This window comes from Rhodococcus jostii NBRC 16295 (assembly GCF_001894825.1).
GTDB lineage: Bacteria > Actinomycetota > Actinomycetes > Mycobacteriales > Mycobacteriaceae > Rhodococcus_F > Rhodococcus_F jostii.
Genome location: NZ_BCWY01000100.1, coordinates 11,747 through 30,174, shown reverse-complemented (window position 1 = coordinate 30,174; position 18,428 = coordinate 11,747). Strand labels below are relative to the sequence as shown.

At 67.9% G+C, this 18,428-nt stretch carries 17 protein-coding genes; 16 read left to right on the top strand and 1 reads right to left on the bottom strand.

All coding sequences use genetic code 11. From position 1 onward, the window contains the following. The 11 genes from RJ1_RS37950 to trmD form a co-directional block, all read left to right on the top strand. Positions 1–1,115: AAA family ATPase (locus tag RJ1_RS37950; protein ID WP_170008934.1), on the top strand; the 1,115-nt coding region annotated here is incomplete at its 5' end. A gap of 66 nt (positions 1,116–1,181) precedes the next feature. Further along, positions 1,182–2,594, top strand: coding sequence for a signal recognition particle-docking protein FtsY (gene ftsY, locus RJ1_RS37945; RefSeq protein WP_083400691.1), 1,413 nt, complete (start codon positions 1,182–1,184; stop codon positions 2,592–2,594). 210 nt (positions 2,595–2,804) lie between these two features. After that, positions 2,805–4,172: an ammonium transporter gene (locus RJ1_RS37940; RefSeq protein WP_073368528.1), complete on the top strand. Its 1,368-nt coding sequence runs from the start codon at positions 2,805–2,807 to the stop codon at positions 4,170–4,172. Between the two features lie 4 nt (positions 4,173–4,176). Continuing rightward, complete coding sequence (locus tag RJ1_RS37935; protein ID WP_005240467.1) at positions 4,177–4,515, top strand: P-II family nitrogen regulator; 339 nt, start codon at positions 4,177–4,179, stop codon at positions 4,513–4,515. Continuing rightward, positions 4,505–7,057, top strand: coding sequence for a [protein-PII] uridylyltransferase (locus RJ1_RS37930; protein WP_073368525.1), 2,553 nt, complete (start codon positions 4,505–4,507; stop codon positions 7,055–7,057). The genes RJ1_RS37935 and RJ1_RS37930 overlap by 11 nt, the downstream gene beginning before the upstream one ends. A 76-nt stretch (positions 7,058–7,133) precedes the next feature. Further along, a complete protein-coding gene (gene ffh, locus RJ1_RS37925; protein WP_073368523.1) occupies positions 7,134–8,720 on the top strand; it encodes a signal recognition particle protein in 1,587 nt (528 codons plus the stop codon). Between the two features lie 3 nt (positions 8,721–8,723). After that, positions 8,724–9,809: an amidohydrolase family protein gene (locus RJ1_RS37920; protein WP_073368521.1), complete on the top strand. Its 1,086-nt coding sequence runs from the start codon at positions 8,724–8,726 to the stop codon at positions 9,807–9,809. A 179-nt stretch (positions 9,810–9,988) separates the two neighbouring features. Further along, positions 9,989–10,450 carry a 30S ribosomal protein S16 gene (gene rpsP, locus RJ1_RS37915; RefSeq protein ID WP_005240477.1) on the top strand — a complete coding sequence of 154 codons (462 nt, stop codon included), beginning with the start codon at positions 9,989–9,991 and terminating at the stop codon, positions 10,448–10,450. Then, positions 10,447–10,689: an RNA-binding protein gene (locus RJ1_RS37910; protein WP_005240479.1), complete on the top strand. Its 243-nt coding sequence runs from the start codon at positions 10,447–10,449 to the stop codon at positions 10,687–10,689. The genes rpsP and RJ1_RS37910 overlap by 4 nt, the downstream gene beginning before the upstream one ends. Positions 10,690–10,702: 13 nt before the next feature. Next, positions 10,703–11,254, top strand: a complete 552-nt coding sequence (gene rimM, locus RJ1_RS37905) for a ribosome maturation factor RimM (protein ID WP_073368518.1) — start codon at positions 10,703–10,705, stop codon at positions 11,252–11,254. A gap of 10 nt (positions 11,255–11,264) precedes the next feature. Further along, positions 11,265–11,957, top strand: coding sequence for a tRNA (guanosine(37)-N1)-methyltransferase TrmD (gene trmD, locus RJ1_RS37900; protein ID WP_073368515.1), 693 nt, complete (start codon positions 11,265–11,267; stop codon positions 11,955–11,957). 23 nt (positions 11,958–11,980) lie between these two features. Here trmD and RJ1_RS37895 read toward each other — a convergent pair whose 3' ends face one another. Further along, positions 11,981–13,030, bottom strand: coding sequence for a serine hydrolase (locus RJ1_RS37895; protein WP_240319980.1), 1,050 nt, complete (start codon positions 13,028–13,030; stop codon positions 11,981–11,983). Between the two features lie 75 nt (positions 13,031–13,105). On the opposite strand from RJ1_RS37895, the gene RJ1_RS37890 reads away from it, so the two are divergent. The 5 genes from RJ1_RS37890 to RJ1_RS37870 all read left to right on the top strand — a co-directional run bounded on the left by RJ1_RS37890 (position 13,106) and on the right by RJ1_RS37870 (position 18,398). Continuing rightward, the gene (locus RJ1_RS37890; protein WP_174695071.1) at positions 13,106–15,442 is read left to right on the top strand and encodes a Tex family protein; all 2,337 of its coding nucleotides are present in this window, start codon (positions 13,106–13,108) and stop codon (positions 15,440–15,442) included. A gap of 73 nt (positions 15,443–15,515) precedes the next feature. Beyond that, positions 15,516–16,421, top strand: a complete 906-nt coding sequence (locus RJ1_RS37885) for a hypothetical protein (RefSeq protein WP_073368531.1) — start codon at positions 15,516–15,518, stop codon at positions 16,419–16,421. 94 nt (positions 16,422–16,515) lie between these two features. Then, positions 16,516–16,857: a 50S ribosomal protein L19 gene (gene rplS, locus RJ1_RS37880; protein WP_005240490.1), complete on the top strand. Its 342-nt coding sequence runs from the start codon at positions 16,516–16,518 to the stop codon at positions 16,855–16,857. Between the two features lie 81 nt (positions 16,858–16,938). Further along, the gene (gene lepB, locus RJ1_RS37875; RefSeq protein ID WP_073368509.1) at positions 16,939–17,721 is read left to right on the top strand and encodes a signal peptidase I; all 783 of its coding nucleotides are present in this window, start codon (positions 16,939–16,941) and stop codon (positions 17,719–17,721) included. After that, positions 17,718–18,398, top strand: coding sequence for a ribonuclease HII (locus RJ1_RS37870; protein ID WP_073368507.1), 681 nt, complete (start codon positions 17,718–17,720; stop codon positions 18,396–18,398). Before lepB ends, RJ1_RS37870 begins: the two co-directional genes overlap by 4 nt. The last annotated feature ends 30 nt before the right edge of the window (positions 18,399–18,428 follow it).

Sequence of the window (18,428 nt, the reverse complement as noted above, 5' to 3'; positions counted from 1 at the left end):
CCCGCGCGGAACGTGCGATGAAGGCCCGTCAGAACGCCGCCGCCGTCGCCGCGGCGGTCGCCCAGTCCGGGCAGCGGGTCGCCGAGCACCTCGGCGAGGTCGTCGACGCCGCGATGGCTCACCGCGACGAACTCGCCCGGGCCCGCACCGAGCGGACGGCGCAACTCGAGCAGGTGAAGGAAAAGGTGCGTCAGCTGACCGGACAGCTGGCGTCGCTGACCGACGCCGTGCACCGTGACGAGGTGGCTCGCGCTCAGGCCGCGCTGCGCATCGAACAACTCGAGGAGGCGATCCTCGAACAGCACGGGATCGGACTGGACGATCTGATCGCCGAATACGGTCCCGACGTTGCGCTGCCGCCGTCGGCGCTCGAGATGGAGGAGTACGAGCAGGCGAAGGAGCGCGGCGAACAGGTCACCGTGCCCGCGCCGATTCCGTACGACCGCACCACTCAGGAACGTCGCGCGAAACGCGCCGAGAAGGACCTGGCGACGCTCGGCAAGGTCAACCCGCTGGCGCTCGAGGAGTTCGCCGCGCTCGAGGAGCGCTACAACTTCCTCTCGACGCAACTCGAGGACGTGAAGACCGCGCGCAAGGATCTCCTCGCTGTGGTGGCCGATGTCGACGCCCGCATCCTGCAGGTGTTCACCGAGGCCTATTCGGACGTCGAACGCGAATTCGTGCAGGTCTTCGCGAAGCTGTTCCCCGGCGGCGAAGGCAGGCTGGTGCTCACCGACCCGTCGGACATGCTGACGACCGGCATCGAGGTGGAAGCCCGTCCACCGGGCAAGAAGGTCAAGCGCCTGTCGCTGCTCTCCGGTGGCGAGAAGTCGCTGACGGCGGTGGCGATGCTCGTGGCGATCTTCCGGGCCAGGCCGTCCCCGTTCTACGTGATGGACGAGGTCGAGGCCGCACTGGACGACACGAACCTGCGTCGTCTCATCGGGTTGTTCGAGCAGTTGCGGGAGAAGTCGCAGCTGATCGTCATCACTCACCAGAAGCCGACGATGGAGGTCGCCGACGCGCTGTACGGCGTGAGCATGCGGGGCGACGGCATCACCACCGTCATCTCCCAGCGGCTCCGTGGCCAGGACATGGCGGCCGCGGACGCCTGATTCCGGTCCCGCCCGGGACCGTCCGCGGGGGAAGGCAATGCGCGGCGAAATCCGTGGCCTGAAACAATGGGCGGCGTGACTACCGGAGCCTGGATTGCCATCGCGGCCGCACTCGCCGTTCTTCTCGTCGTTCTCGTCGTCGGATCCCTGCTGTATCGGCGTCGCCAGATCTCGCTGAAGGCGCCGGACACCCCGCAGGTCACCACGGCGGAGAAGGACCGTTCCGGCGGTTACCGGGCGGACGGCGGGTTCAACTTCAGTCAGGGGTCGACCGCGACCGCGCCGCCGCGTGAGGTCGTGCCCGAGCCCGTACTGCCGGAACCCGTACTGCCAGAACCCGGGATCACAGCCGAACCCGAGGTGGTGGCGCCCCCGGAGGCGGAGACGGCGCCGGCGCCGGAAAAGGCCCCTGAAAAGGCACCGGAAAAGGCACCGGAGAAGCCGACCGCGCCGGAACCGGTCACGTACGAACCCGTCTACGCCCCCGAGGTCGAACCGGAACCCGAGTTCGCGCCCGAGCCCGAGCCGGCTCCCGCCGGGCCGGCACTCGACGTGATCGCTCCCACCGAGGGCCGGCTCGACCGTCTGCGCGGGCGGCTGTCCCGTTCGCAGTCGGCGGTGGGCAAGAGCCTGCTCGGACTGCTCGGCGGCGGCGACCTCGACGAGGACTCCTGGGAAGAGGTGGAGGACACCCTTCTCATCGCCGATCTCGGCTCGGCGACCACGACGAAGATCGTCACGTCGCTGCGTGAGCAGATGGCGTCCCGCAGTGTCCGCACCGAGGCCGATGCCCGCGCGTTGCTGCGTGAGGTCCTCGTCGCCGAACTCCGGCCGGAACTCGATCGTTCGATCCGTGCCCTCCCGCACGACGACCACCCGGCGGTCCTGTTGGTCGTCGGTGTGAACGGCACCGGGAAGACGACGACCACCGGCAAGCTCGCCCGTGTTCTCGTTGCCGACGGCAGGCGGGTTCTGCTCGGGGCCGCCGACACGTTCCGTGCCGCCGCCGCGGACCAGTTGCAGACGTGGGCCGAGCGGGTGGGCGCGGAAGTGGTCCGGGGCAAGGAGGCCGCCGATCCGGCGGCCGTCGCGTTCGATGCCGTGTCCAGGGGAATCGAGAACGGTGTCGACGTGGTGCTGATCGACACCGCTGGCCGGCTCCACACCAAGACGGGTCTGATGGACGAGCTCGGCAAGGTCAAGCGGGTCATCGAGAAGAAGGCGTCGGTCGACGACGTCCTCCTCGTCCTCGATGCCACCATCGGCCAGAACGGCCTGGCTCAGGCGCGGGTGTTCGCCGAGGTCGTCGATATCACCGGTGTGGTGCTCACCAAGCTCGACGGCACCGCCAAGGGTGGCATCGTGTTCCAGGTTCAGCACGAACTCGGGGTTCCGGTGAAGCTCGTCGGTCTCGGCGAGGGTGCCGATGATCTGGCACCGTTCGAGCCGGGCGCCTTCGTCGACGCGTTGCTCGGGTAGAGGCGAATCGACGGCCGTCTCGGGGCCCCGGACGGCTCCGGGGGGCTGAAACCGACTGCAAATCGCCTGGCGAAACGTGGACGCAACAAAATAGGCCGATGCGTTCACGAGCGCGAAACAGTGCAGTGGCACAGCCGAAACACCAACTGAGCACCCTTCTTCTCAGGTCGTCAGCCGCAACCGGCTGGGCAGAGAAGGAGGAGGCTCAAGGTGGATTTCCCCACTATCGGTGCACCGGACACCGGGGACACAGCGTGGATGCTGACCAGCGCCGCGCTCGTGTTGCTCATGACTCCGGGACTTGCGTTCTTCTACGGCGGCATGGTGCGGGCCAAGAGCGTGCTGAACATGGTCATGATGAGCATCAGCGCGATGGGTGTCGTCGGCATCCTCTGGGTGCTCTACGGCTACTCCATGGCATTCGGGGAGGACAAAGGGAACTTCATCGGTGATCCGTTCCAGTACTTCGGGCTCAAGGGCCTGTTCGGCGGTTCCTACCTCGCCGAAACCGACGAAGCCGGTTCGGTGGTCGCCGATGCCGCGATCCCGCTCGTAGGCACGATTCCCGCGACGGTGTTCGTCGCCTTCCAAGCCATGTTCGCGATCATCACGGTTGCGCTGATCTCCGGTGCCGTCGCGGATCGCCTGCGCTTCGGTCCGTGGCTGCTCTTCGCCGGCCTGTGGGCCACGATCGTGTACTTCCCCGTGGCGCACTGGGTCTTCGCCTTCGACGGCGTCACCTCCGAGACGGGCGGCTGGATCGCCAACAAGCTCGCCGCGGTGGACTTCGCGGGTGGTACCGCCGTCCACATCAATGCCGGCGCCGCCGGCCTCGTCCTCTGCATCATCCTCGGCAAGCGCAGGGGATGGCCGGGAACTCCGTTCCGTCCGCACAACCTGACGTTCGTGATGCTCGGCGCCGGTCTCCTGTGGTTCGGCTGGTTCGGATTCAACGCCGGTTCGGCAGTCGGTTCCAACGGCATCGCCGGAGCAACCTTCATCACGACGGTCATCGGAACCTGCGCGGCCATGCTCGCCTGGCTCCTGGTCGAGCGTATTCGCGACGGCCACGCCACCACACTCGGTGCGGCGTCCGGAATCGTGGCCGGCCTGGTTGCCATCACGCCGTCCTGCTCCTCGGTGAACGTCGTCGGCGCACTCGCGATCGGCGTCGTGGCCGGCGCACTCTGCGCCCTCGCGGTCGGTCTGAAGTTCCGCTTCGGATTCGACGACTCGCTCGACGTCGTCGGTGTCCACCTCGTCGGCGGCATCGTCGGAACTCTGATGGTCGGCCTGGTCGCAACGTCCGAGGCGCCCGCGGGTGTTGTCGGTCTGTTCTATGGTGGAGGCCTCGACCAACTCTGGCGTCAGGCAGTGGGCGCCGGAGCAGTACTGCTTTACTCGCTCGTCGGTACCGCCGTCGTCGCATTGATTGTGAAGTTCACGATCGGTCTGCGGCTCAGCGACGAGGGTGAATCACTTGGAGTGGACGAGTCGGAACACGCAGAAACCGCCTACGATTTCGCCGCTCTCGGCGGAAACTCGGCAACTGCTCGTGTATCCGGCAAGGAGGGATGAGGAAATGAAGCTGATCACAGCAATTGTCAAGCCGTTCACTCTGGAGGACGTCAAGACGGGACTCGAGCAGGCGGGCGTCCTCGGCATGACCGTCAGCGAGGTTCAGGGGTACGGCCGGCAGAAGGGCCACACCGAGGTGTACCGGGGAGCGGAGTACTCGGTCGATTTCGTTCCGAAGGTCCGGGTCGAGGTTGTCGTGGACGACGCCGCTGTGGACAAGGTCGTCGAGGTGATCGTCGAGGCGGCACGCACCGGCAAGATCGGTGACGGCAAGGTCTGGGTCTCACCGGTCGAGTCGGTCATCCGGGTACGTACCGGGGAACGCGGCGCGGATGCGCTCTGACCCCAACGGGTCCGGTAAGACCGGCCCTGGTCCCGTCGCCAAGGCGACGGAACCAGGGCCGGTTGCGTCAGGCGGATCGAACGAAGCGGCGGACCTGGCCCGCGCACGCAGACAACTGCTCACCGGGGGCTCCGAGACCGGTCCCGGCGCAAGGAATCCCGCAGGCCACGGACGGCGACTCGACTCTGCCGCTCTGCGGCACGCGCTCGTCGATCTGCACGAGTTCTGGTTGACCACAAAGGGTGCCGAGCTCGGCATCAAGCCGGACAGCGGCTTCGCGCTCGTCGCGGTCGGCGGGCTCGGTCGCCGCGAACTTCTGCCGTTCTCAGATCTCGATCTCCTCCTGCTCCACGACGACATGGATCCGGCGGTCGTCGCCCAGGTCGCGGACCAACTCTGGTATCCGTTGTGGGACGCGCACATCAAGCTCGACCACAGCGTCCGGACGATTCCACAGGCACTCCAGGTGGCGGACACCGACATCACGGCTGCTCTGGGCATGCTCGAGGCGCGTCACATCGTCGGCGACGTCGAGCTCACCAATCTCCTCATCAGCGGGGTTCGCCGGCAGTGGCGCACCGACATCCGCAACCGCTTCGACGAACTCGTCGCGCAGACGAAGTCGCGGTGGGAACGCAGCGGCGAGATCGCCCACCGCGCGGAGCCCGACCTGAAGAGCGGTCGCGGTGGACTGCGGGACGTACAGCTGCTGAACGCGCTGTCCATCGCGCAGCTCACCGACGGCATGCCCGGACTCGGTCCGGAGTCGCCGGGTGGCGGATTGGCACTCGCGCACCGCCGGCTCCTCGACGTCCGCACGGAACTGCACCGGGTGGCGGGCCGCTCGCGGGATCAGCTGCGCGCCCAGGACGCCGACGAGATCGGCGCGGCACTGCGGATCGGTGATCGGTTCGACCTCGCGCGCATGCTCAGCGATGCCGCGCGCACCATCAGCTACTCCGTCGACGTCGGTGTGCGGACGGCGGGTCACGCCCTGCCGCGGCGTGGTCTCGCCCGGTTGCGCCGTCCGCCGGTGCGGCGGCCCCTCGACGAGGGTGTCGTCGAGCACGCCGGTGAAGTGGTGCTGGCCCGCGACGCCCGGCCCGCCAAGGATCCCGGGCTCGTGTTGCGGGTCGCGTCGGCGTCGGCGACGACGGGCATGCCGATGTCGGCGTCCACGTTGAATCGCCTGGCCGACAACGCCCCCGAACTGAGGGAGCCGTGGCCGAAGGAGGCGCTGAACGACCTGCTGGTGATGCTCGGGTCGGGCAGTCGTGCCGTCGCGGCGATCGAGGCCCTCGATCGCACCGGATTGTGGGGCCGACTCCTTCCCGAGTGGGGTGCCGTCCGGGATCTGCCGCCGCGGGACGCGGTGCACACGTGGACGGTGGATCGCCATCTCGTCGAGACCGCCGCCCACGCCAGTGCGTTCACCACCCGGGTCGCCCGCCCGGACCTGCTGATGCTGGGCGCGCTGCTGCACGACATCGGCAAGGGGCGCGGCGGCGACCACAGTGTCGTCGGCGCGGAACTGGCGACGCAGATCGGGAAGCGGCTCGGATTGTGGCCTTCGGACGTCGTGCTGCTGACGGCGATCGTGCGCCATCATCTGCTGCTGCCGCACACCGCGACGCGGCGTGACCTCGACGATCCGGCGACCGTGGAGAAGGTCGTCGAGACGATCGGCGGCGACGGTGTGCTGCTGGAGTTGCTGCACGCGTTGGCGGAGGCGGATTCGCTGGCGACGGGTCCCGGTGTGTGGGGCGACTGGAAGTCCTCACTGATCGGGGAACTGGTGCGCCGATGCCGCCTGGTCATGGCGGGAGAGGTTCTTCCCGCCCCTGATCCGCTCGATCCGGAACATGTCGCGTTGGCGGCGACGGGCGGCGTGCACGTCGCGCTCGTCCCCGCCGACAGTCCGCACAACTATGTGGTGACGGTCATCGCACCCGATCAGCGGGGCCTGCTGTCGAAGGCGGCGGGCGTGCTCGCGCTGCACTCCCTGCGCGTCTACTCTGCATCGCTGGGCAGCGCCGAGGGGTCGGCGGTCAACTCGTTCGTCGTGTCCCCGAGGTTCGGGGCGCCGCCGCAGGCGGGACTGTTGCGGCAGGAACTGATCCGTGCACTGGCGGGGGAGCTGAACCTGCTGGAGATGCTCACCGCCAAGGAGGAGGAGGCTCGCGAGAGCCAGCGGGTGGCCGCCGTGGAGGAGCGGGGCGAAGCCGCGGTTCCGGTGCAGTACGCACAGGCACCGCCGCGGGTCATCTGGTTCGACACGACCTCCCCCGGGGAGATCATCCTCGAACTCAGGGCCGAGGACAGGCTGGGGCTGCTCTCCAGGCTGGCCGACGCGTTCGACACGTGCGGCGCCGATGTCCGCTGGGCCCGGGTGACCACCCTGGGTTCGTCGGTGATCGACTCGTTCTGCCTCGACCTCGGCGGTGGCGACACCCGGGCGAGCCGGGAAGAGGTCGAGCGCGCGATCCTCGGTGTCGTTCCGCTCACGAAGCCGAAGAAGCAGGAGGGCAGCGGGGGAGAATGAACGACCGGACGTGAGCGGCTAGTCTGGTGCCCGAGAATATCCACCGCACACTCGCACGACTTCAGGAGCGCACTCGGTGTTCGAATCCCTTTCCGACAGGTTGACCGGAGCCCTCAAGGATCTGCGTGGCAAGGGTCGCCTTTCCGGAGCCGACATCGATGCCACCTGCCGTGAGATCCGGTTGGCCCTGCTCGAGGCCGACGTCGCGCTGCCCGTCGTCCGCTCGTTCATCGCCAAGATCAAGGAACGCGCCAAGGGCGTCGAGGTCTCGGGGGCGCTCAACCCGGCGCAGCAGGTCGTCAAGATCGTCAACGAGGAACTCGTCGGGATCCTCGGCGGCGAGACCCGCCGGCTGGTGTTCGCGAAGACGCCGCCGACGGTCATCATGCTCGCCGGTCTGCAGGGTTCCGGTAAGACCACCCTCGCCGGCAAGCTCGCCAAGTGGCTGCGCGACCAGGGGCACACCCCGCTGCTCGTGGCCTGCGACCTTCAGCGCCCCGGCGCCGTCACCCAGCTGCAGATCGTCGGCGAGCGGGCGGGGGCCACGGTCTTCGCGCCGCATCCCGGCACCTCGATCGGTGGCGGAGACAACGAGCTGGGCATCACCGCGGCCGACCCGGTCGAGGTGGCCCGGGCGGGTGTCGAGGAAGCACGCAACAAGCAGTTCGACGTGGTCATCGTCGACACCGCGGGTCGCCTCGGTATCGACGCCGACCTGATGGCGCAGGCGGCGGGAATCCGCGATGCCGTGAATCCGGACGAGACGATCTTCGTGCTCGACGCGATGATCGGTCAGGACGCGGTCAGCACCGCCGAGGCATTCCGTGAGGGTGTCGGATTCACCGGTGTCGTGCTCACCAAGCTCGACGGCGACGCCCGCGGTGGTGCGGCGCTCAGCGTCCGCGAGGTCACCGGGCAACCCATCCTGTTCGCGTCCACGGGTGAGAAGCTCGAGGACTTCGACATCTTCCACCCCGACCGCATGGCCAGCCGCATCCTCGGGATGGGTGACGTCCTCAGCCTCATCGAGCAGGCCGAGCAGGTCTTCGACCAGAAGCAGGCCGAGGTCACCGCCCAGAAGATCGGCTCCGGCCAGCTGACGCTCGAGGATTTCCTCGAGCAGATGATGGCCGTTCGCAAGATGGGCCCCATCGGCAACCTCCTGGGCATGCTCCCGGGCGCGGGGCAGATGAAGGACGCTCTGGCGAACGTCGACGAGAAGCAACTCGACCGGGTGCAGGCGATCATCCGCGGCATGACCCCCGCCGAGCGCGACGACCCCAAGATCATCAATGCGTCCCGCAGGCTGCGGATCGCCAACGGCTCCGGCGTCAAGGTGTCGGACGTCAACCAGCTCGTGGACCGCTTCTTCGAGGCTCGCAAGATGATGGCCGCGATGGCCGGGCGAATGGGCATGCCGGGTTCGCGCAAGCCGCAGCGCACCAAGAAGGGCAAGAAGGGCAAGAAGGGCGGCAAGGGCCCGACGCCGCCGAAGGTGCGCGGAGGATTCCCCGGCGGCCTGCCGGGCGGGTTCCCGGGTATGCCGCCTGGAGGGCTGCCCGCGGGGATGCCGGATCTGTCGAACATGCCGAAAGGCCTGGACGAGTTGCCGCCCGGACTCGAGGGCATCGACCTGTCGCAGTTCAAGCGGCCGGAGAAGTAACCGGTGGGTGCGCTGCACTTGCGCGGTACCGGTCTGCCCGACGAACAGCCCGTCGAGTTCTGGGTCGACCGGGGTGTGATCTCGACCGAACCGATTCCCGGCGCCGAGACCGTCTGCGAGTCGGGTTGGATCGTTCCCGGTCTCGTCGACGCCCACTGCCACGTCGGGATCAGGTTCGGCGGCGGCGGTGGCGAGACAGTCGAGGGACTGATCGCGCAGGCGGAGACCGAGCGTGACTGCGGGGTCCTGCTGATTCGTGACGCAGGTTCGCCGGTCGACACCCGTTTCGTCGACGACCGCCCCGACTTGCCGCGGATCGTCCGAGCCGGTCAGCACATCGCCGCCCCCAAACGCTACATCCGTGGGCTGCCCGTCGACCTCGAGGACGAGTCGCAACTGCCGGACGAGGTGGTGAGGCAGGCCCGGGCCGGTGACGGGTGGGTCAAGCTCGTCGGCGACTGGATCGACCGGTCCGTGGGTGACCTGGCGCCGTTGTGGAGCGACGACATCCTGGTCGAGGCGATCGCGGCGGCGCACCGGGAAGGGGCGCGCGTCACCGCGCACGTGTTCGCCGAAGACGCGCTTCCGGGCCTGATCAACGCCGGGATCGACTGCATCGAGCACGGCACCGGGCTCACCGACGAAACGATCGAACTGATGGTCTCGCACGGGACGGCGCTCGTCCCGACGCTGATCAACATCGCGACGTTCCCGGAGATCGCCGAGTCCGCCTCGCGGTTCCCGGTCTACGCCGCGCACATGCGTGACCTGCACTCACGGGTGAAGGACACGGTCGGTGCCGCTCACGACGCGGGGATCCCGATCTACGCCGGCACCGACGCGGGCGGATCGATCGTCCACGGACGCATCGCGGACGAGGTCGAGGAACTGAAAGCGGTCGGATTGTCGCCGACCGAGGCGCTCGGCGCCGCGTGCTGGGACGCGCGGACGTGGCTCGGACATCCGGGTGTGGAGGCGGGCGCGCCCGCGGATCTGGTGGTGTTCCGGAACGACCCACGCGCGAGCAGCGACGCCCTCGCCGCGCCCGATGTCGTGGTGTTGCGGGGGTCCGTCGTCAAGACCCGGTGACCTGGTTTCCCCCGCACGGTGTTCGTCTGGCAGAATGAACCGCTGTTCGTCGCATCCGGTCACGTACCGCGCGACGGTCACAGGTTAGAGGCAAAACCGGGCGCGCTATTCCTGCGCGTCGCCGAATTGCACGTGGCATGTGGGCACACTCGTGTGCGCACTGAAGGAGAAGTACAGCAGTGGCTGTCAAGATCAAGCTCACCCGGCTCGGCAAGATCCGGAACCCGCAGTACCGCATCGTCGTCGCAGACTCCCGCACCCGCCGCAACGGCCGTGCGATCGAGACCATCGGCAAGTACCACCCCAAGGAAGAGCCCTCGCTGATCGAGGTCGACTCGGAGCGCGCCCAGTACTGGCTCGGCGTCGGCGCCCAGCCCACCGAGCCCGTCGAGGCCATCCTGAAGATCACCGGTGACTGGCAGAAGTTCAAGGGCCTGCCGGGCGCCGAGGGCACCCTCCGCGTCAAGGAAGCCAAGCCCTCCAAGCTGGAGCTGTTCCAGGCTGCGCTCGCGCAGGCCGAGAACGAGCCCGTCGGCGAGGCCATCACGCCCAAGAAGAAGAAGGCGAAGGCCGAGGACGCCGAGGCTGCTGCCGACGCTCCCGCCGAGGCTGCTGCAGAGTCCGAGGCTGCTGACAAGTGAGTGCCGTCGTCGCCGATGCCGTGGAGCACCTCGTTCGTGGCATCGTCGCCAACCCCGACGACGTTCGTGTCGAGCTGATCACCGGGCGTCGGGGGCGCACTGTCGAGGTGCACGTCAACCCTGACGATCTCGGCAAGGTCATCGGCCGCGGTGGTCGCACCGCGACCGCTCTGCGCACGCTGGTCTCCGGTATCGGTGGCCGCGGGATCCGGGTCGACGTCGTCGACACCGATCAGTAGAGGCCGCACAATAGTGGAGCTCGTCGTAGGCCGTGTCGCGAAGTCGCACGGCATCAAGGGTGAGATCGTGGTCGAGGTTCGCACCGACGAACCCGAGGATCGATTTGCCGTCGGTGCCGAGCTGCGGGGACACAAGCCGCGCGAGCAGGCTGTGAGCACGTACACGGTGGAAGCCGCCCGGGAGCATTCCGGGCGGCTTCTGCTGCGCCTCGAGGGTGTGTCGGATCGGACCGGGGCCGATGCCCTGCGGGGCACGCTGTTCGTCATCGACAGCGCGGAACTCGAGCCCTCCGACGACCCCGACGAGTTCTACGATCACGAACTCGAGGGACTGTCGGTGCGCCTCGCCGACGGCACCGAGGTGGGCACGGTCATCGAGGTATTGCATTCCGCGGCAGGCGAATTGCTCTCGATCCGTCGTTCCGGCGAACAGCCCGGTGAACTCCTCGTCCCGTTCGTGGCGGCGATCGTCACGTCGGTGTCCGTGGCCGACGGCGTCGTCGAGATCGACCCGCCGGAAGGCCTGCTGGATCCCGACTTCGGTGACTCCGCCGACGGGAAGTGAGTCGGTAGCCGTGCGTCTCGACGTGGTCACCATCTTCCCCGAGTACCTCGAACCGCTCCGAGCGGCGCTGCTCGGCAAGGCCATCGACAAGGGCCTCATCTCCGTCGAGGTCCACGATCTGCGGAACTGGACGCACGACGTCCACAAGGCCGTCGACGACTCTCCGTACGGCGGCGGGCCGGGGATGGTCATGAAACCCACCGTCTGGGGCCCCGCCCTGGACGACGTCCTCGCCGCGGGTGACGGCGACACGGACCCATTGCTCGTCGTCCCCACACCGGCCGGTGTCCCTTTCACACAGGCCACCGCCGAACGCTGGGCGGGGGAGCAGCACATCGTCTTCGCCTGCGGACGTTACGAGGGCATCGATCAGCGCGTGTTCGACGACGCCGCCCGCCGGGTGCGCGTCGAAGAAGTGAGCATCGGCGACTACGTCCTCATCGGGGGCGAGGCTGCCGTGCTGGTGATGACCGAGGCGTTCGTGCGCCTCATTCCCGGAGTGCTCGGCAATCAACAGTCGCACCAAGAGGATTCGTTCTCCGACGGTCTCCTCGAAGGACCCAGCTACACGCGACCGGCCACGTGGCGTGGACTCGACGTCCCGCCGGTCCTGCTCTCCGGCGACCACGCGAAGGTCGCTGCGTGGCGGCGCGAACAGTCGCTGCACCGCACAGCCGACCGTCGCCCGGACCTGTTGCCCTGAACTGATTCCGGGCCGCCCAGGCGCTACCCCTGGGGCTGCGCCCAGTCGTCGACGACACCGGTCGGGAACACGGACTTCACGAATCCGGTCATCGTGTCCCGGGCGTGCCGCGCGCTGGAATCCTCGGTGACGTCGGTGAGTGCGGTGTCCGGATACGACTCCTCGTCGTCCTCGTACCGGATGTCCTCCCGCGACGCGACGGCCACGATGTAGCGGTTGTCCTCACCGATCACCCCGGTCGACACGTGAATCCACCGGTCGGTCACACAGCACATCCAGCCCTGCTTCACCCCGACGATCTTCTCCCCGGGCAGCCCGTCGGGAATGCCGAACCGCTGGTCGTACCCGTCGATTCCCTCGGGTGTCGACGCACGCAGATCGCCGACGAACTCGGCGATCCGGCCCTCGCCGAGGCCGTCGCGGTCGTCGAGGAGCCCGGCGTAGAAGGTCACGAGGTCGGCGGCGGTCGTCTCGGTGTTCCACCACAACCCGTCCCAGGGCGGTGAGGTGGCGGCGAGTCCGTAGCGCCCGGCGACGTCGACGACGAGGTCCGTGCCGCCGAGATCGTCCCAGAGCGTGTTGGCTGCATCGTCGTCGGAGGATTCGAGCATTCGCGCCAGCAGCAGACGGTCGTAGTCGGACAGCGGACGCTCACCGACCGCGTCGAGGTGATACATCTGGGCGGCGATGAACAGCTTGGCCAACGACGCCGTTTCGACCGGTTCGGTGGCGGCGTCCTCGAGGTAGTTGCCGGTTGCGCGGTCCAGGACGGCGATCGACACGTCGGCGCCGCGATCCGCGGCCGCCGTCGCGACCGCCGCCGCGATGCGCTCGGCCAGCGGTGCGGAGACCGGGACCTGCGCAGAGGGGAAGGGTTCCGGGCTCGGGGTGACACCGTCACCCGCGGGCGGATCCTCGGGTGGATTCTCGGCCGGGAGGAGGTCGGGGGTAGCGACTGCCGGCGACGTCACCGGGACGTCGACCACGGAGTTCGTCTCGGTCGGGATGGTGCAGGCCGTGGTTGCCGCAAGCAGGAAGATCATGACCGTCAGGCACCGGATCAGCCTGGACATGAAATTCTCCCGAGATTTCCGTGACGGCCTCACCGCCGACGATATTGTCTCAGAGTAGCGGTAGGGTCCATTTCCGTGACTCTCAAGACCGTGAACCAGCGCATTGCCGAGGAGCTCGACGTCCGGGAGGGACAGGTCGCGGCCGCCGTGGACCTCCTCGACGGTGGAGCCACCGTGCCCTTCATCGCCCGGTACCGCAAGGAAGTCACCGGAACGCTCGACGACGCTCAGCTCCGGCAGCTCGAGGAACGTCTGCGATACCTGCGGGAACTGGACGAGCGCCGGGTTGCGGTGCTCGAGTCGATCGACTCGCAGGGCAAGCTCGACGACCAGCTGCGTGGGCAGATCATGACCGCCGACACGAAGGCGCGCCTCGAGGACATCTACCTGCCTTTCAAGCCGAAGCGGCGCACCAAGGCGCAGATCGCGCGCGAAGCCGGTCACGAGCCCGTCGCCGACGCGCTGATCACCGATCCCGGGGCCGACCCGGCGTCCTACACCGCCGAACAGCTCGAGGGTGCGCGCGCGATCCTCGTCGAACGCTTTGCCGAAGACGCCGACCTGGTGGGTGAGCTTCGTGAGCTGATGTGGACCCGCGGGCAGCTGGTGTCCGCGGTCCGGAAGGGCAAGGAGACCGAGGGCGCCAAGTTCGCCGACTACTTCGAGTTCTCCGAACCGTTCGGCAAGCTCCCGTCACACCGGATTCTCGCGGTGCTGCGTGGCGAGAAGGAAGAGGTGCTCTCCCTCACCCTGGCACCCGACACGGAGGACCCCGTCCCGGGCGAGCCCACGGTCTACGAAGGCCGGATCGCCGGGCGGTTCGGCATCGCCGACCGCGGTAGGCCCGCCGACAGGTGGCTGCTCGACACGGTGCGATGGGCGTGGCGCACCAAGATGATCGTCACGCTGGGCATCGACACGCGGATGCGCCTGCGGCAGTCGGCGGAGAAGGACGCCGTCGACGTGTTCGCCAACAACCTGCGCGACCTGCTGCTGGCAGCCCCCGCCGGAACCCGCGCGACGATGGGCCTCGACCCCGGTTTCCGGACCGGCACCAAGGTCGCGGTCGTGGACGCCACCGGCAAGGTGGTGGCCCACGAGACGATCTACCCCCATCAGCCGCAGAACAAGTGGGACGCCTCCCTGTCGACGCTCGCCGGCCTCGTCGCCCGGCACGGGGTCGAGCTCATCGCGATCGGTAACGGCACCGCCTCCCGTGAGACGGACGCACTCGCGACCGAGCTCATCGCCAAGTCGGGCGCCACCAACCTGACCAAGATCGTGGTGTCCGAGGCCGGCGCGTCCGTGTACTCGGCGTCCGCGTACGCGTCGGCGGAGCTGCCCGACCTCGACGTGTCGATTCGTGGTGCGGTCTCCATCGCCCGCCGGCTGCAGGATCCGCTCGCCGAACTGGTGAAGATCGACCCGAAGTCGATCGGCGTCGGCCAGTACCAGCACGACGTGTCGGAGACATTGCTCGCGCGTTCGCTCGGTGCCGTCGTGGAGGACGCGGTGAACGCCGTCGGCGTCGACGTGAACACGGCGTCGGTGCCGCTGCTGTCCCGTGTGTCCGGCATCGCCGGTTCCCTGGCGGAGAGCATCGTCGCGCACCGCGACCAGAACGGCCCGTTCCGCAGCCGCAAGGGACTCAAGGACGTCGCGAGGCTCGGTCCGAAGGCGTTCGAGCAGTGCGCCGGCTTCCTGCGCATCCCCAACGGAGACGACCCCCTCGACGCGTCCAGCGTCCACCCCGAGGCCTACCCGGTGGTGCGCAAGATCGTCGACGCCAGCGGCAGCGGCGTGCGCGAGATCATCGGCAATTCGTCAGCGCTGCGCAGCCTGGACCCGGCAGAGTTCGTCGACGACCGGTTCGGTCTGCCCACGGTCACCGACATCATCGGTGAGCTCGAGAAGCCCGGACGCGACCCCCGCCCGGAGTTCAAGACGGCCACGTTCGCGGCGGGCATCGAGAAGGTGTCGCACCTGAAGCCGGGGATGACCCTCGAGGGTGTCGTCACCAACGTGGCGGCGTTCGGCGCGTTCGTCGACATCGGCGTCCACCAGGACGGTCTCGTGCACGTGTCGGCGATGTCCCACAACTTCGTCAAGGACCCGCGTGACGTCGTGAAGTCGGGCGACGTCGTGAAGGTGAAGGTCCTCGAGGTGGACGAGGCCCGTCAGCGCATCGGACTGACTTTGCGGCTCGACGACGAGGTCGGGGCCGGCCGCAAGAACGACGGACCCCGCGGTGGCGGGCAGCGCCAGGATCGGCGGGGCGGCGGACAGCCGCAGGATCGGCGGGGCGGCGGCAAACCGCAGCAGCAGGGTGGACGCGATCGCGGGCGTGACTCGCGTCCGGCGCCCGGCGGTTCGATGGCCGACGCACTGCGGAAGGCGGGGTTCGGCAAGTAGGAGGTCACCATCCCGACACGAGCCTCCACTTTTCGATGGAGTGACCAGTTCTTTACTGGGATAGTGGATGCCGATGTACGAATGGCTGGATCGGGAAATCGTCGGGCACGGGCGCCTGCCTCTGCTCTTTTTCCTGCTCGGGTTTCTCGCGGCCTTCCTGTTCATCCGGTTGAGCGTGCGAATGATCCGCGCCGAGGTGTCGTGGTGGCCGGGCAACGTGAAACCCGGCGGGCACCATGTCCACCACGTGGTGTTCGGCGTCGTGACGATGCTCGTGTCGGGAGTCTCCCTCATCGCCGTGTACGAGGACGGCACCCAGACCACCGGCGCCGTCCTCGCCACGTTCTTCGGGATCGGCGCGGCGCTGGTGCTGGACGAGTTCGCGCTGATCTTCTACTTGCAGGACGTGTACTGGGCGGATGAGGGCCGGACGTCGGTCGATGCGGTGTTCGTGGCGATCGGCGTCACGGGTCTGCTGCTGCTCGGTCTCCGGCCCCTCGAACTGATCAACGTCACCGACTTCCGGGATTCCCCGGATCCTTGGGTGCGGGTGGCGATCGCGCTGTCGTCCGTGATCAATCTGCTCATCGCGGCTGTGGTGCTGCTGAAGGGGAAGATCTGGACCGGGCTGCTCGGCCTGTTCATCTTCCCGATCCTGCTGATCGGGGCGCTCCGATTGAGCCGACCGAGCGCGCCGTGGGCACGGTGGCGCTACACGTCCAAACCGAAGCGGATGCTCCGGGCGCTCGAACGGGAGCGAAAGTGGCGGCGGCCGGTCATCCGGGCCAAGATCTTCGTGCAGGACTTCATCGCGGGTACGCCCAGCGCGGAGCACGTGAAGGAAGCCGCGGAGCATGCCAGGGTGGCGGCCGAGGTGGAACTCGACCATGTGGTGCATGCGGCACCACCGCCGATTTCTCTTCACCCGGTGGCGTCTGGCACAATGGACGGGTTGCCTGGACCAGGCAGCAATACTTGATCTGGGCACGAACCAGACGAGCGCCGGTGTTCTCCGAACGTCCGGGTGCCGCTCGGTTCCTCTGCTCCTGCGAAAACGCAAGGATGGAACACCGATGAACACTCTCGATTTCCTGGACAAGAAGTCCCTCCGCGACGACATTCCCGAGTTCCGTCCCGGCGACACCCTCAACGTGCACGTCAAGGTCATCGAAGGCTCGAAGGAGCGCGTGCAGGTCTTCAAGGGCGTCGTGATCCGCCGCCAGGGCGGCGGCGTCCGCGAGACCTTCACCGTCCGCAAGGTCTCCTTCGGTGTCGGCGTCGAGCGCACCTTCCCGGTCCACAGCCCCAACCTGGCGCAGATCGAGGTCGTCACCCGCGGTGACGTGCGTCGCGCCAAGCTGTACTACCTCCGCGATCTGCGTGGCAAGGCCGCCAAGATCAAGGAAAAGCGCTGACCTTTCCGATGAGCCCGGCACTGCGTACTCGCGGTGCCGGGCTAATCTGATTTCGTGACAGATTCTTCGAAGGAGCGGGCATTGTCGTCGGAATCCGAGACCACCGGCGATTCGGCCGCCACTTCCACCGAGAACGGTGGCGCGGCGAAGCCTGAGAAGAAGCCCCGCTCCTTTTTTCGCGAGTTGCCGATCCTGATTCTGGTCGCGCTCGTTCTGAGTTTCCTGTTGCAGACGTTCGTCGCCCGCGTGTATCTCATTCCGTCGGAGTCGATGGAGCCGACGCTGCACGGGTGCGCGGGCTGCACCGGCGACCGCATCGTCGTCGAAAAGATCGGTTACCACTTCGGTGAGCCGCAACCGGGTGATGTCATCGTGTTCCGCGGCCCCGATTCGTGGTCGCAGGACTTCGTCTCCACCCGGTCGTCCAACGTGGTGATCCGCGGTGCGCAGGAACTCGGCTCCCTCGTCGGACTCGTTCCCCCGGACGAGAACGACCTCGTCAAGCGTGTGATCGCCACCGGCGGTCAGACCGTCGAATGCTGTGACGACCAGGGCCGCATCCTGGTCGACGGCACACCGCTCGACGAGCCCTACGTCGTCATGGACTTCCCGTTCGTCCCCGGCTCCCAGACGTGCGACACGGCACTGAAGTCGGCGCGCTGCTTCGGTCCGGTCACCGTGCCCGACGGGCACGTCTGGGTGATGGGCGACAACCGCAGCAACTCCGCGGACTCGCGGTACCACGTCGGTGACGACATGCAAGGCACCATCCCGCTCGACAATGTGATCGGTAAGGCTGTTTTCATCGCGTTGCCGCCGTCGCGGATGGGCACGATCAGTTCACCCGATATCCAGGGCAAGTGACTTCCTGGCCTCCACGCATCATCATTCGCAGGTCGTCCGGTCTGCGAACGATGGAGTCGGCCCTGGTCCGCAGCGGACTCGGGCCGGTGGCCGGTGTCGACGAGGCCGGCCGCGGGGCCTGTGCGGGCCCACTCGTCGTGGCGGCCTGCGTGCTCGCGCCGAAGCCGTATCCGGCGCTGGCGCGGCTCGACGATTCGAAGAAGCTCACCGAGCGCACCCGGGAAGAGCTGTTCCCGGCCATCACGAGACTGGCAGTGGCCTGGAGTGTCGTGTCCTTCCCCGCCGAGGAAGTCGACAGGATGGGCGTGCACGTCGCCAACATCGAGGGCATGCGGCGCGCCGTCGCCGGGCTCTCGACCACCCCGGGCTACGTTCTGACCGACGGCTTCCGTGTCCCGGGGCTCCCGGCCCCGTCGTTGCCGGTGATCGGCGGTGACGCCGCGGCGGCGTGCATCGCGGCGGCGAGTGTGCTGGCCAAGGTGTCGCGTGACCGTGTGATGGTCGCGATGGACGAGACACACCCCGGCTACGGGTTCGCGATCCACAAGGGCTACGGGACGCCCGGGCACATGGCGGCGCTCGAGGAGCTGGGTCCGTGCCCGGAGCACCGGCGCTCGTGGTCGAACATCGCGGCGCTGCTGCACCGGGTGGATAACAGTTCCGGAAGTGCGAGATGATGACAATTCACACCAGAGCAGGAGGACTCC

What these genes read in the sequence shown, in the direction of transcription:
- ftsY (WP_083400691.1), top strand. Translation starts at nt 1,182, where the DNA reads ATGGGCGGCGTGACTACCGGAGCCTGGATTGCCATCGCGGCCGCACTC.
- RJ1_RS37935 (WP_005240467.1), top strand. Translation starts at nt 4,177, where the DNA reads ATGAAGCTGATCACAGCAATTGTCAAGCCGTTCACTCTGGAGGACGTC.
- RJ1_RS37930 (WP_073368525.1), top strand. Translation starts at nt 4,505, where the DNA reads ATGCGCTCTGACCCCAACGGGTCCGGTAAGACCGGCCCTGGTCCCGTC.
- RJ1_RS37895 (WP_240319980.1), bottom strand. Translation starts at nt 13,030, where the DNA reads ATGTCCAGGCTGATCCGGTGCCTGACGGTCATGATCTTCCTGCTTGCG.
- RJ1_RS37885 (WP_073368531.1), top strand. Translation starts at nt 15,516, where the DNA reads ATGTACGAATGGCTGGATCGGGAAATCGTCGGGCACGGGCGCCTGCCT.
- rplS (WP_005240490.1), top strand. Translation starts at nt 16,516, where the DNA reads ATGAACACTCTCGATTTCCTGGACAAGAAGTCCCTCCGCGACGACATT.